Origin of the sequence: Mesorhizobium sp. M7A.F.Ca.CA.002.15.2.1, assembly GCF_003998715.1 — a bacterium.
Taxonomy (GTDB): Bacteria; Pseudomonadota; Alphaproteobacteria; order Rhizobiales; family Rhizobiaceae; genus Mesorhizobium; species Mesorhizobium ciceri.
Genome location: NZ_RZPI01000095.1, coordinates 1 through 11677 on the forward strand (window position 1 = coordinate 1; position 11677 = coordinate 11677).

An 11677-nucleotide genomic window follows, 5' to 3' on the forward strand; every position below is an offset into this window, starting at 1 on the left:
GGGCACATGTCGTAACCACCGAACATTTCGCGAAAGGCCTTTGCCACCCGCTTCGGCGTGTCGACCAACCCTTCGCGGTCCGGATTGTCGCCGGTCCAGCGCAAAAGTGTGCGCACGGCGGCTTCGACTTCGGCTTCGCTTGGCCGGTCGGTGACCGGCTTTTCCATATAGGCTGACTGTGGCATGAGCTTCTTGATGACGGCATCCATAAAGGCGTCTCCCGTAGTCCCTCTCGGCGGAGGAACGAGTTGAACGGACCACGACCTTTCGGTGTCGGAAACTCGCCCCGTTTCCAGCCCCGTAAGCGGCGTGAACTTCCCGGCAAGGACATTGGCTTTCGTCGTTCTTGTCGATACCGGACTGCCAGCATTATATAAGGTCATAGCGAGCGAAAGGAAGACACGACAGCGGCAATCGCTGTTCGCTTGGCGGCGACGGATTGGAAAATTATGATAAACGACGTCTACAACGCGAAAATTCTCGGTTTTGCCGGAAACATCGCCCGCATCGGCCGTCTCGATCATCCTGACGCGACCGCCAAGGCGCACTCCAAGCTATGCGGTTCGACCGTCACCGTCGACCTCAAGATGCAGGACGGCGTCGTCACGGACTTTGCCCATGACGTGAAGGCCTGCGCGCTCGGCCAGGCGTCGTCATCGATCATGGCGCAGCATGTCGTCGGCGCGAGTGCCGAGGAATTGCGCGCGGTGCGCGACTCCATGCTGAAGATGCTCAAGGAAAATGGCGCCCCGCCGGACGGCCGCTTTGCGGATCTCAGATATTTGGAGCCGGTGCGCGACTACAAGGCGCGGCACGCTTCGACCATGCTGACTTTCGATGCCGTGGTCGACGCGATCGGCCAGATCGAGAAGAAGCGCGCCGAAGAAGCGGCCTGACCTTGGGATTTGGCCGTCCACGGTGCGCAGGCTTCGCGCAGGCGCCCAAATCTTTGCTGCCACTGCTTGGCATTTGGCTGGACAGGAACCGGGCCAGAAGGGTTTAAACCTGCGCTTCCAGCGCCCGCCTGCTTTCGGCAAATTCGCTTCTGAGCCAGTCGGCGAACGCGGCGACCGGCTCCGAGAGGTCGTGCAGGTTTCTGGCCACCAGCCAATAGGCGCCGGATGCGACGTCGATGTCGAACGGCTTGACCAGCGCGCCGGATGCGATTTCCCCGCCGATCTGCAACAGATCGCCCAATGCCACGCCATGTCCGAGCAAGGCGGCCTGCTTTGAAAGCGACGCATCCGCCAGCATCGGCCCGCGCGCGGGCACGGCGTCGGCGGGCACGCCGGCCGCTTCGAACCAGCGCGCCCAGCCCTGGCGGTTCTCCTCGTGCAAAAGCGTGTAGCGGCCAAGATCGATTGGCTTCCTGAGGGCAGGGCCAGAAGCAAGCAGCGCCGGCGACAGGACCGGCGAATCGACCGTCGAGGCAAGCCGCTCGGCCTGGCTGCGCGGCCACGAGTCGGCATGCGCGCTGAAGCGCAAGGCAAGCTCCGGCTGATCGCTGCGGAACTCGATCAGCCTTGGATCGACTTCGAGGGAGACGTCGATGTCGGGCCGCAATTGGCGAAACCGGTTGAGCCGGGGAACCAGCCACACGGAGGCAAGCGACGGCTCGACACTGACGCGGACCACGGACTGTGCCGGTGTCGCCACCAGATCGCCAAGCAAGGTATCGATGGCGTCGAAACTTCTGACAAGCTGATCCAGCAGACGCCGGCCGGTGTCGGTCAGTTCGACTCGTCGATGGTGACGTTCGAACAAGGGTCGATGCAGGAAGATTTCGAGCTCGCGGATCTGCCGGCTGATCGCCGCCTGCGAGACGAAAAGCTCCTCGGCGGCCCGGCTGAAGCTCAGATGCCGGCCCGCCGCCTCGAAGCTCCTCAATGCCGTCAGCGGCAGGCGCCCACGCTTCATTTCGCATAACCCAGGATTATCCGAAGTGGAAATTATACTCGTTTGAAGGCGAAGGCCAGCGGCGGTCTAATCCATGTCGAAGGAGACCGACCATGATCCAGTTGCTGAACATTTTTGGCGATGTCATGCGGATCGTGACGTTTCAATGGCGTGACGAAAAGCAGCATTCAAAGCGCCGCGAGGGGCCGGCCAGTCGTGGCCGCTGGGCGCCGTCGGCTGACAGGCAGCCGTTTCGCCGTTCCCGTCCGTGATGGCGGGGCGCGCAAGGAGCGGGGATTGCGTTCTCCGGCGGAAGTCCACATCTATCGCCTGGGAAACGCGATACGGAGACTGTGGTGCGCGACCAGCATGGGCATGCGCATATAGACGGGTCGCAAAAACGCGGCCGCAACTGGCCCGGCCCCTGGCGCAAGACGCCAGGCCGTCTCCTCGGCACGTCGCTCGTGCGCCTCTACCAGCTGACGCTGTCGGGCTTTGTCGGCAATTCCTGCCGGCATCTGCCGACCTGTTCGGAATATGCGCATGAGGCGATCGCCCGCCATGGCCTGTGGGCCGGCGGCTGGATGGGATTCTTCCGCGTGCTGCGCTGCGGGCCATTCGGCACGCATGGCATAGACCTCGTGCCGGAGGCGCTTGCGGATCGCTATCTCTGGTTCATGCCCTGGCGGTACTGGCGGATCGGCAGCAAGCGCGGCAAAGCGCAGGAATGATGGCCGGGGAGAATAGCAGGTTTACGATCCGGTAGGGTTAACAACAGCCTGCACAAAGACTGCGCATTTGAGACAAAATCGAGACAAGAGACCCCGCTAAGCCGCTCGCGAACCCCCTTCTGGAGCGAGCAGAAAATGCGCAATTTCGACCGTCTTCCCTTCATCTTTGCCGGGATCCTGTTCCTGCTCGCCTGGCTGCTGGGATTTCCGCTGCGCGCGCAATCGGCGCCGCTGGGGGATTTGCAGTGCACGGTGATCGCCGATGCGGCGAGCGGCAAGACGCTTTACCAGGACGGAGTGTGCGACCAGCGGTTCAGCCCGGCCTCGACGTTCAAGGTGCCGCTGTCGCTGATCGGCTATGACAGCGGGATCCTGAGCGACGAGCATACGCCGGCGTGGGACTACAAGCCGGAGTTCAAGGCGGTGAAGCGGGACCAGAAGACCGTCGATCCGGTGATCTGGGAACGGGATTCGATCGTCTGGTTCTCCCGTGAAATCACCAGTCGGCTCGGGCCGGAAAAATTGGCTGGCTATGTCTCCAAATTCGGCTACGGCAATGCCGATGTTTCCGGCAATCCCGGCAAGAATGATGGTTTGACCCAATCCTGGATAAACTCCTCGCTCAAGATCACGCCGGTCGAGCAGGTCGATTTCCTGCGCAAGCTGCTGGCCCGCAAGCTGCCTGTCTCGGCCAGGGCCTACGACATGACATCAGCCATCATCCCGACCTTCCAGGCCGGAGGCTGGACGGTGCAGGGCAAGACCGGAAGCACCAGGCTGCGCAACGATGCCGACAAGGTTCAGGATAAGCGCTCGCTTGGGTGGTTCGTCGGCTGGGCGAACAAGGATGGCCGCCAGATCGTCTTTGCGCGCCTTGTCGTCGACACCGATCGGACCGATATGCCCAAAGGCCTCAAGACCCGAGCCGCGTTCCTGAAGGACCTGCCGCTGCTCATCAAATGAAGTCTGACATTTGAGCCGGGCTTTACGGCGGCGGAATCTGTCCATAAAAGACAGCCGCTGCCGGACGCATCCGGCCTACTCTTTGCATGTCGTAACCCCAAAACCGTCCACACACTTTTGGGCGACATGCATTTCAACCACCCGCGCTCGTTTGCGGGACTGGATAGGAGATATACATGCTGAATTCCGTTTCCCTGACATTTCCCGATGGCTCCGTCCGCGAATACGACGCGGCGATGACCGGTGCCGGCCTCGCCGAATCGATCTCGAAGTCGCTGGCCAAGAAGGCGGTCGCCTATGCGATCGACGGCACCGTCCGCGATCTCAGCGATCCGCTTGGCAAATCCGGCAAGGTCGAGATCGTCACCCGCGACGACCCGCGCGCACTCGAACTGATCCGTCACGACGCCGCACATGTGTTGGCGGAAGCCGTGCAGGAATTGTGGCCGGGAACGCAGGTGACCATCGGGCCGGTGATCGAGAACGGGTTTTACTACGACTTCGCCCGCAACGAGCCGTTCACGCCTGACGATTTTCCCGTGATCGAGAAGAAGATGCGCGAGATCATTTCGCGCAACAAGCCGTTCACCAAGGAAGTCTGGTCGCGCGACAAGGCGAAGAAAGTGTTTGCCGACAAGGGCGAACGCTACAAGCTGGAGCTGATCGACGCCATTCCCGAGGATCAGGATCTCAAGATCTACGCGCAGGGCGACTGGTTCGACCTTTGCCGTGGCCCGCACATGGCCTCGACGGGGCAGATCGGCAACGCCTTCAAACTGATGAAGGTGGCCGGCGCCTATTGGCGCGGCGATTCGAACAATCCGATGCTGACCCGCATCTACGGCACGGCCTGGGCTGATCAGGCGCAGCTCGAAGCCTATCAGACGATGCTGGAGGAGGCCGAGAAGCGCGACCACAGGAAGATCGGCCGCGAGATGGACCTGTTCCATTTCCAGGAAGAGGGGCCTGGCGTCGTCTTCTGGCACGCCAAGGGCTGGAAGATGTTCCAGAACCTGGTCAACTACATGCGCCGCCGCCTCGACGAGCAGGGCTATCAGGAGGTCAACGCGCCGCAGGTTCTCGACAAGAGCCTGTGGGAGACGTCAGGCCATTGGGGATGGTATCGCGACGCCATGTTCAAGGTGACGGTGGCCGGCGACGATACCGATGACGACCGGATCTTCGCTCTGAAGCCGATGAACTGCCCGGGCCATGTGCAGATTTTCAAGCATGGGTTGAAGTCTTATCGCGATCTGCCTGTCAAACTTGCAGAATTCGGCAACGTCCACCGTTACGAACCATCCGGCGCGCTGCACGGGCTGATGCGTGTGCGCGGTTTTACGCAAGACGATGCGCACATCTTCTGCACCGAAGAGCAGCTGGCGGCGGAATGCCTGCGCATCAACGATCTGATCCTGTCGACCTATGCTGATTTCGGTTTCGACGAAATCAGCGTCAAGCTGTCGACGCGGCCGGACAAACGCGTCGGTACCGACGAGGCGTGGGATCACGCCGAGGCGATCATGGGCGGCGTGCTGGAGACGATCAGGACACGGTCCGGCAATCGCATCAAGACCTCGATCAATCCGGGTGAGGGCGCCTTCTACGGGCCGAAATTCGAATATGTGCTGAAGGATGCCATCGGCCGCGAATGGCAGTGCGGCACGACGCAGGTCGATTTCAACCTGCCGGAGCGGTTTGGCGCCTTCTACATCGGCTCGGATTCCGAGAAGAAGCAGCCTGTCATGGTTCACCGCGCCATCTGTGGCTCGATGGAGCGCTTCCTCGGCATCCTGATCGAGAACTATTCCGGCCATTTCCCGCTGTGGTTCGCGCCGCTGCAGGTGGTGGTGGCGACGATCACGTCGGATGCCGACGACTATGCGACCGAGGTGGTGGCAAAGCTGAAGGCCGCTGGGCTGTTGGCGGAAGCGGATCTGCGCAACGAGAAGATCAACTACAAGGTCCGCGAGCACAGCCTGGCCAAGGTTCCGGTCATCCTCGTCTGCGGCAAGCGCGAAGCGGAAGAGCAGACGGTCAACATGCGCCGACTGGGCTCGCGCGACCAGGAATCGCTTGGCCTTGACCAGGCGATCGCGCAACTGACTGAGGAAGCCGTCACACCCGACCGCCGGCGCAAACGCGCGGCCTGATTGGCATGGTTTCGACCAAATGGCGGTGGAGCGATCCACCGCCATTTTCATATCCCTGTCACGCCGACCTTGTAACGAGCCCCTATGCTCAAGTTGAAATTGCGCGAACGACCCTTTCCCGAGCTTTCCTATGCCAATCCGCGCCAGCCGGCGCTGACGCGCTGGTTCATACATTCGGTCGAAGGCTTGTCGGGCCGCGACCGCTACACAGCACTTTATGATTTCTGGCGCCGCCAGATCGTGCCGACCGGCGAACGCGTGTTCAGCCGCATGCTCGACCTGATCGACGTGCGGGTGCGGACCGCTGATCAGTGGCCGCCCGCGCAATTGCCGGACACGCCGCTGGTGATCGTCGCCAATCATCCGTTCGGCATCGGTGACGGTATCGCCGTGCTGTCGCTGGCCGAGCAGCTCGGCCGTCCGTTCCGGGTGATGATCCACAAGGATCTGCTCAAGATCCGCGAGATGGAGCCTTATTCGCTGCCGAGCGACTTTTCGGAGACCAAGGATGCGCTGAAGAACAACATGGCCGTGCGCCATGAAGCGGTGCGCCTGTTGAAAGAGGGCGTCACCATCGTGGTATTTCCGGCCGGCGGTGTCGCCACCGCGCCAAAGGGTTTTGGCCGGGCGCGCGATCTGCCGTGGAAGATGTTTCCGGCCCGCCTCGTCCAGGACGCCAGGGCGTCGGTCATCCCGATGCATTTTTCCGGGCAGAACGGCAGGCTGTTCCATCTTGTCAGCGGGCCGATGAACATGGCCGAGCGCGACGGCCGGGTGGCCAAGTTCGTCGGCAAGGCCTCGCTGACGCTGCGCACATCGCTGCTCATCCACGAATTCGCGCGGCTGTCGGGCAAGGCGATCGACGTGCGCGTCGGCGATGTGCTGAGCTGGAGCGAACTGGAGCCGTTGCGCGACCGCAAGGCCTTGCTCGACCGCCTCCATCGCGGCGTGTTCGACCTGGCGCCAGCTTTGCCACGCCGCCGGATCCCGTTCCTGCCGGCGCGGACCGAACTGGCGGCTTGAACAATAAACGTCCGGCTCACAGGGCCGAGTCTTGGCTGGCCGTTGAGAAAAATAGTATGACACTGTAATGTCATGCGCTATATTAGGGCAAGGAAAGAGCTTGCCATGAGAACCAGCAAACCGATCACCGTGACCCTCGGCCGCCAGCAGGCCAGCGTTGACGTACGCCTGGCGTCGGGTGCCTACGACTCCGCCAGCGAGGTGATGCGCGCCGCGCTGCGCGCCCTCGACCGCGAAGAGCAGACCATCACCGCGATTATGCGCGCCAAGGTCCAGGAAGCCCTTGACGACCCGCGTCCGGACATCCCGGCAGAAGACGTCTTCAAAGCGCTGCGCGCCCATCATGCGGACCGCATGAAGGCCTCCAAGCTTGACACATAAGGTCGTCTTCAGACCGGCGGCTCAAGCCGACCTCTTCGCCATCTACGACTACATCGAAAACGACAGCGGGAGCAGACGTGCCGACGACTATGTCGACCGCATAGAGGCCGCGTGCATGGCGCTGTCCAACTTCCCGGAGCGCGGGACCGTGCGCGACACTGTTGGCCCCGGCGTCCGCATCGTCGGCTTTGAACGCCGCGTGTCGATCGTTTTCCGGGTCGACGGTGACACCGTGGTCATCCTGCGCGTGCTCTACGGCGGACAGGATTATCCTGCTGGTTCAGAGGATGACGCAGACACCTGATTCTTCTGGTGGATTGCGAACTAATCCGCGCCTTCTTCAGGATCCATCGCCGCGGCCTCGGTGGCCAGAACCTCGATTTCCTGGTTCTGCCCGGCCACGACCGTAAAATCCTTCTGGTAGATGCGGTCGCGGTTCTTGGCGATGATGGTGTAGTCGCCCTCGGCCAGCACCATCGAGGCGAAAGCGCCGACGGTTTCCTTGATCGGATCGCCGGACTCGTTGAGCAGTGACCAGGACGTGTCGGCGATCGCCTCGCCACCGGTTTCGCGCACCAGCTTCATCGTGATCTCGGCGGCGTGATGCTCGACGGTGGCTTCGGTCAGCTTGCCGGCCTCGACGCGGATGTCGGAGCGAATGACTGCATTGACCGCGCCATAGGTCGAGACGACATGGTAGATGCCGGCGTTGAGCCGCACGACGCTGTTGGGCTCGACATCGGGAATGATCAGCGCGCGGTCGCCATTGGCCTCGGCAGTGCCCTCGTAGATCGAAAAGCGCAGCTTCTTCGGTGGAATGCGCACGCCGCCGGACAGCACGGCGTCGAGCTTGAGGCCGCCGGCATCGAGCACGAGGCTTTCGCGCTTGGCGTCCTTGCCGACAGTGATGCGTTTGGTGGCGCCGGCCCGGCCGTAGGAGGCGTGAACCAGATAGCTGCCGGGCTCGAGCTGGAAGACGGCGGTGCCGCCATGCGAGGAGGCGACCATCGGCAATTTGCCGTTGACGGCTTCCGGCTTGAAGACCCGCCAGACGATGCCGCGCGTGATGTCGGAACCCTTGTCGGTCAACTGGGCAGAGAGTGTGATGGCACCGCCGCCGCTCAGCGCCAGTGACGTCTCGCCTTTCGGCGTCGCGTAGCTCGAAATTCCCGGAAGCTTCAGGTCGCTGACACCGTCGACATTCTGCGCCATGGCGAACGAAACCGGCGCCATGAACAGCAGGGCGCCGAGCCAGACCAGGAAAAGACGGACAGTCCCCTCAAACATGCCTTGCGTTGAAGCCCATGGCGGTGGCAATTTCAAGGCTTAAGAGTCCGACCGATACGACTCTTCCGTCCGGCGTATCCCGCGCCAATGCCCGAGCCGCCCGAATCCCCGATGGTGCGCTTCAGCTCAAAACAGAATGTCCAGGAGACTTGCGCCCATGGCGTCGCCGATCATCGACTTCCTGCTGACCCGAAACTCCGCACCGATTCCAGATCTGAAGGAGCCGGCGCCGAGCGATGCGGAGATCGCGACAATGATCACTGCTGCCTCCCGGGTGCCCGATCATGGCCGGTTGGAGCCCTGGCGCTTCATCCTCTACCGTGGCGACGCCCGCGTCGAGATCGGCAGGCAACTGGCAGCACTTGCCGAGCAGCGGGAGGGCCCATTGACGGAGGGCCGCCGCAATCAGGAACTGGCGCGGTTCTCGCGCGCACCGCTGGTGATCGGCGTCGTATCTGTCCCCAGGGAGAATCCAAAAATCCCGCAATGGGAAATGTTCCTGTCGGGCGGCATGGCGGCGATGAACCTGATGATATCAGCCAACGCGCTGGGCTTTGGCACCAACATGATCAGCAACTGGTATTCGGATGTGCCGGAGGGCAGGGCACTGCTGGGGCTGGCGCCGCAGGAGCGGGTCATCGGCTTCATCCATATCGGCTCCTATGCCGGCCCGGCGCCGGAGCGGCCCCGGCCCGATCCGGCAAAGCTGTACAGTGACTATTCGGGGCCGTGGGTCGGCTGAATGTTCTACGAGCCTTCAAAGGGCCACGGCCTGCCGCACGACCCTTCGAAGGCGATCGTGGCGCCGCGTCCGATCGGCTGGATTTCGACACTGAACAGGGCTGGTGAGATCAACCTCGCGCCGTATTCCTTCTTCAATGCCGTTTCGACGCGGCCTTTCATCGTCTGGTTCTCCTCCGAAGGCGAGAAGGACAGCGCCTCCTTCGCCCAGGAAACCGGCGAGTTCGTGGCCAATCTGGTCAGCCGCGATCTCGCGGAGAAGATGAACCGCACGTCGGTCAATGCTCCGCGCGGCGTCAATGAGTTCGTCTATGCCGATCTTGCCATGGCGCCGTCGCGCCTGGTCGCCCCGCCGCGCGTGGCGGCAGCGCCGGCCGCGCTCGAATGCCGGGTGACTGAAGTTTTTCGGCCAAAGGCCCTGGACGGGTCGCCGACAAGTGCCGTTATCGTCGCCGGTGAAGTGGTCGGCGTGCATATCGACGACGCCTTCCTGACGGACGGCCTGTTCGACATCACCAAGGCCGGCAATGTCGCTCGTCTCGGCTATATGGACTATGCCAGCGTCGACGAGGTGTTTTCGATGCGCCGGCCGCGCTGGGACAAGGACTAGATATCAGGCTCGGCCAGCTACCGCGCCTTGCCGGAACTCGTTCGCCGCCTGGCGGTCATGACGGTGCGCACATAGCCGGGCTCGCCGATCCGAATGCTTCCATCGGGCAGGCCCAGTATGCGGTCGAGGGCGATCTCGTAGAGCCTGACGCGTTTCTCCAGGACTTCGATCGCGGCCTCCATGTCGGCGTCGCTGCCGCCGGCAATGGCCTTGGCGACGACATCACGCGTGGCCATGCCGAATTGCATGACGATGTCGGCGACACCTTCCGGATCGAAGGTCCTGAAGGTGCCGTCTTCGATTCCTTGCCTGATGACCTTGACCAGCAGCGGTGAAAACGACGCGCTGGCGGCCAGATTGATACGGTGGAAAAGAACCAGATTCTCAGGCCGGAACATCGTCTCGAAAAGAGCCCAAGCTTCCGGCGCGGTTTCGATCTTGGCCCGCCGCGACTGGCTGAGCAGGCCATTCAGGCGGCCAAGCGGGTCGAGGCCGGGATCGTGGAGTATGTCCTGGACCCCAGCCAGTGCCTGTTTTGCAAAGCGATCGGCCAATGCCTCCAGGAGAGCCTCCTTGGAGGGGAAGTAATGATAGAAAGCACCCTTCGAGATGCCGGCGGACGCAATCACGTCATTGAGGCTCGCTTTGTCATAGCCTTGGGTCAGGAACAGGGTCTGGGCATGATCCAGAAGTTCTTCTCGCCTGAGTTCTGGATGCTTGATGACACGGGGCATGACGAACTTTCTGCACGTGATGGCTGCTCCCGTCCAGTCCCGACGTCGGCAGCCAGGGCAACGGATTTCGGGTTAACGGGTCCCTTCGGAGTCTCCGCTTGCGCGTTGGCTGACGGAGCATCAAACGAAAAACCCGCCTGTGCGGCGGGTCACTGGCGCAAATCAGCACCATGGGCAAAAATGTACCATAGCTGAGATCACCGAGTCAAGAAAAAATTCCTATCGTGGAAGGCTGCCCGGCAAAAAGCCGCCAACACAACCGACTGCCGCAAGCCTTTTGTTAAGCTGGAGTTCGGAGCCTCGGGTCGAAGGTTCGCTTGAACTATAGACCAGTGGTCTGTATGGTAGACCAATGGTCTAAAATACCAATCATCAGCGGATATCAAGGCAGGTCGATCATGATCGCGAAATTGGTTCTTCAGACATTCGTCTGGTTCGTCGCCATGGGCGCCTTGCTCTTCCTGTCGGCCGGCACGCTGCATTGGCCGGGGGCCTGGGTCTATCTGGTGGGGATGGTGGGCCTCAGTCTCACCTTGGGCGTGGCGCTGGCGAGGCGCGATCCCGGTCTGATGAATGAGCGGCTGAGCTCTCCCATCCAGAAGAATCAGGACGCGGCCGACAAGGTGCTGCTGTCCATACTTCTGCTCGCCATCTTTGGTTCTCAGATATTCATGGGATTCGACGTGCGTTTCGGCTGGTCGGCGGTTCCCGTCTGGGTGCAGGTGGTCGGCGCACTGGTCCTGCTGCTCGGAATCTGGATCTGCTATCTGACGATGCTGGAGAACAGTTTTGCGGCGCCCGTGGTCAAGATCCAGGACGAACGCGGACAACGTGTGATCTCCACCGGGCCTTACAGCTACGTCCGCCATCCTATGTATGCCGGCGCCATCCTCTTCTTCGCCGGCACGGCACTTCTGCTTGGTTCCTGGTGGGGGCTGGCGTCGGTGCTCGTGCTCGTCGTTCTCTTGGCCATCCGCACCTTCATCGAAGAGAAAACGCTTCGCGCCGGTCTGCGCGGCTATGACGACTATGTGGCCCGGGTCCGTTACCGCCTGATTCCATTGGTTTGGTAGCAGGCGCTCAGGCGGAAACACCTGCCGCCTTCGCCCGCGCCAGAAGCCGCTCGGCCAGCCGCAGGTGCGGGCGGTCGAACATCTT

The 11677-nt window shown here is 62.0% G+C and carries 14 protein-coding genes; 10 read left to right on the top strand and 4 right to left on the bottom strand.

Features of this window, described 5'->3' with window-relative positions; genetic code table 11:
• Positions 1-209, bottom strand: a 209-nt coding sequence (locus ENZ74_RS08365) for a GTP cyclohydrolase I (RefSeq protein ID WP_206522268.1), incomplete at its 3' end; no start/stop codon positions are given.
• A 240-nt stretch (positions 210-449) separates the two neighbouring features.
• Here ENZ74_RS08365 and ENZ74_RS08370 point away from each other — a divergent pair.
• Positions 450-896, top strand: coding sequence for an iron-sulfur cluster assembly scaffold protein (locus ENZ74_RS08370; protein WP_063167874.1), 447 nt, complete (start codon positions 450-452; stop codon positions 894-896).
• Between the two features lie 103 nt (positions 897-999).
• Here the strand turns inward: ENZ74_RS08370 and ENZ74_RS08375 are convergent, their stop codons facing one another.
• Positions 1000-1917 (bottom strand): LysR substrate-binding domain-containing protein, encoded by a 918-nt coding sequence (locus ENZ74_RS08375; protein WP_063167875.1) that lies wholly within the window; start codon positions 1915-1917, stop codon positions 1000-1002.
• 335 nt (positions 1918-2252) lie between these two features.
• On the opposite strand from ENZ74_RS08375, the gene yidD reads away from it, so the two are divergent.
• From yidD to ENZ74_RS08410, 6 genes are all read left to right on the top strand, one after another.
• A complete protein-coding gene (gene yidD / locus ENZ74_RS08385) occupies positions 2253-2627 on the top strand; it encodes a membrane protein insertion efficiency factor YidD (protein WP_027162584.1) in 375 nt (124 codons plus the stop codon).
• Positions 2628-2762: 135 nt separating this feature from the next.
• Positions 2763-3590 carry a class D beta-lactamase gene (gene blaOXA, locus ENZ74_RS08390; RefSeq protein ID WP_013531977.1) on the top strand — a complete coding sequence of 276 codons (828 nt, stop codon included), beginning with the start codon at positions 2763-2765 and terminating at the stop codon, positions 3588-3590.
• A 176-nt stretch (positions 3591-3766) separates the two neighbouring features.
• Positions 3767-5743 carry a threonine--tRNA ligase gene (thrS, locus tag ENZ74_RS08395; protein ID WP_027162582.1) on the top strand — a complete coding sequence of 659 codons (1977 nt, stop codon included), beginning with the start codon at positions 3767-3769 and terminating at the stop codon, positions 5741-5743.
• Positions 5744-5827: 84 nt separating this feature from the next.
• Positions 5828-6766, top strand: a complete 939-nt coding sequence (locus ENZ74_RS08400; protein WP_127312728.1) for a GNAT family N-acetyltransferase — start codon at positions 5828-5830, stop codon at positions 6764-6766.
• Positions 6767-6871: 105 nt separating this feature from the next.
• The gene (locus ENZ74_RS08405) at positions 6872-7147 is read left to right on the top strand and encodes a type II toxin-antitoxin system ParD family antitoxin (RefSeq protein ID WP_063167877.1); all 276 of its coding nucleotides are present in this window, start codon (positions 6872-6874) and stop codon (positions 7145-7147) included.
• Positions 7137-7451: a type II toxin-antitoxin system RelE/ParE family toxin gene (locus ENZ74_RS08410; RefSeq protein ID WP_063167878.1), complete on the top strand. Its 315-nt coding sequence runs from the start codon at positions 7137-7139 to the stop codon at positions 7449-7451. Before ENZ74_RS08405 ends, ENZ74_RS08410 begins: the two co-directional genes overlap by 11 nt.
• Positions 7452-7471: 20 nt before the next feature.
• Here the strand turns inward: ENZ74_RS08410 and ENZ74_RS08415 are convergent, their stop codons facing one another.
• Entirely contained in the window at positions 7472-8434 is a 963-nt protein-coding gene (locus tag ENZ74_RS08415; RefSeq protein ID WP_013531974.1) for a hypothetical protein, read from the bottom strand.
• Between the two features lie 157 nt (positions 8435-8591).
• Here ENZ74_RS08415 and ENZ74_RS08420 point away from each other — a divergent pair, with 157 nt between their 5' ends.
• Together ENZ74_RS08420 and ENZ74_RS08425 are read left to right on the top strand one after the other, a co-directional pair.
• A complete protein-coding gene (locus ENZ74_RS08420) occupies positions 8592-9176 on the top strand; it encodes a nitroreductase (RefSeq protein ID WP_024505355.1) in 585 nt (194 codons plus the stop codon).
• Entirely contained in the window at positions 9177-9785 is a 609-nt protein-coding gene (locus tag ENZ74_RS08425) for a flavin reductase family protein (protein WP_024505354.1), read from the top strand.
• A 17-nt stretch (positions 9786-9802) separates the two neighbouring features.
• On the opposite strand, the gene ENZ74_RS08430 is transcribed toward ENZ74_RS08425, so the two are convergent.
• The gene (locus ENZ74_RS08430) at positions 9803-10519 is read right to left on the bottom strand and encodes a TetR/AcrR family transcriptional regulator (RefSeq protein WP_063167879.1); all 717 of its coding nucleotides are present in this window, start codon (positions 10517-10519) and stop codon (positions 9803-9805) included.
• Positions 10520-10917: 398 nt separating this feature from the next.
• On the opposite strand from ENZ74_RS08430, the gene ENZ74_RS08435 reads away from it, so the two are divergent.
• A complete protein-coding gene (locus ENZ74_RS08435; RefSeq protein ID WP_013531970.1) occupies positions 10918-11592 on the top strand; it encodes an isoprenylcysteine carboxylmethyltransferase family protein in 675 nt (224 codons plus the stop codon).
• The last annotated feature ends 85 nt before the right edge of the window (positions 11593-11677 follow it).

Excerpts from the sequence above, each read along its gene's own strand:
- ENZ74_RS08420 (WP_024505355.1), top strand. The coding sequence starts at position 8,592 with ATGGCGTCGCCGATCATCGACTTCCTGCTGACCCGAAACTCCGCACCG.
- ENZ74_RS08415 (WP_013531974.1), bottom strand. The coding sequence starts at position 8,434 with ATGTTTGAGGGGACTGTCCGTCTTTTCCTGGTCTGGCTCGGCGCCCTG.
- ENZ74_RS08400 (WP_127312728.1), top strand. The coding sequence starts at position 5,828 with ATGCTCAAGTTGAAATTGCGCGAACGACCCTTTCCCGAGCTTTCCTAT.
- ENZ74_RS08430 (WP_063167879.1), bottom strand. The coding sequence starts at position 10,519 with ATGCCCCGTGTCATCAAGCATCCAGAACTCAGGCGAGAAGAACTTCTG.
- thrS (WP_027162582.1), top strand. The coding sequence starts at position 3,767 with ATGCTGAATTCCGTTTCCCTGACATTTCCCGATGGCTCCGTCCGCGAA.
- ENZ74_RS08435 (WP_013531970.1), top strand. The coding sequence starts at position 10,918 with ATGATCGCGAAATTGGTTCTTCAGACATTCGTCTGGTTCGTCGCCATG.
- ENZ74_RS08425 (WP_024505354.1), top strand. The coding sequence starts at position 9,177 with ATGTTCTACGAGCCTTCAAAGGGCCACGGCCTGCCGCACGACCCTTCG.
- ENZ74_RS08405 (WP_063167877.1), top strand. The coding sequence starts at position 6,872 with ATGAGAACCAGCAAACCGATCACCGTGACCCTCGGCCGCCAGCAGGCC.
- blaOXA (WP_013531977.1), top strand. The coding sequence starts at position 2,763 with ATGCGCAATTTCGACCGTCTTCCCTTCATCTTTGCCGGGATCCTGTTC.
- ENZ74_RS08375 (WP_063167875.1), bottom strand. The coding sequence starts at position 1,917 with ATGAAGCGTGGGCGCCTGCCGCTGACGGCATTGAGGAGCTTCGAGGCG.
- ENZ74_RS08370 (WP_063167874.1), top strand. The coding sequence starts at position 450 with ATGATAAACGACGTCTACAACGCGAAAATTCTCGGTTTTGCCGGAAAC.